This is a genomic window from Paraburkholderia sediminicola, from assembly GCF_046027825.1.
Classification (GTDB): Bacteria; Pseudomonadota; Gammaproteobacteria; order Burkholderiales; family Burkholderiaceae; genus Paraburkholderia; species Paraburkholderia sediminicola_D.
The window spans coordinates 1-579 of record NZ_JAQQDU010000257.1; the positions used below are offsets into that span (position 1 = coordinate 1).

At 58.0% G+C, this 579-nt stretch carries 1 protein-coding gene; it reads right to left on the minus strand.

The window, feature by feature from the left end:
- Positions 1–71: 71 nt before the first annotated feature.
- Complete coding sequence (locus PQQ96_RS42160; protein ID WP_408303353.1) at positions 72–407, minus strand: Rid family hydrolase; 336 nt, start codon at positions 405–407, stop codon at positions 72–74.
- Positions 408–579 lie beyond the last annotated feature (172 nt).

The window sequence follows — 579 nt, forward strand, 5'->3', positions numbered from 1 at the left end:
GGGCCCGGCGTTGACGCCGGTCGCTGCGGCGCCAGTACCGACGGCTCAAATTCCGTCTGCCGCGCGCACTCCTAGCTACATTTGACCGCAGTAATTTCGATCTCGATGGGCATCTTGGGATCAAGGAGCGGCAATACGTGCAGCAGGGCCAACCCAGGACGGATTTCGCCGAAGATTTCACCGTGCACGCGGCCCGCTTCGTTCCACCGGCTCATATCGGTGACGTAGAGCCGGTTTTGAACCACGTCTTCGTACGTCAAGCCCGCTTCGCTCAGAACCGTGCCAAGCATCCTCAGGATGAAGCATGTCTGCGTGTAGAGATCTCCGCCGACCAAGGTGCCTTCTGGGCCGCTCGCTGCTGTCGCAGAAATGTACAGAATATTCCCGGCTTGGACGGCGCGAGACAAACCGAGCGTTGCTTCCCAACTGGAACCTGATTAAAGAAACTGGTTATTTCAAAAGTGGAGTGGGTAATGCGGCTTACGAGGCATGTGGGTTGAAGGCTGAGAAGTCGAGCTTTCCGGCGATGAGGAACAGCACGGTGCGCATGGTTTTGAAGCTGGCGTACCCGCGCGCCTT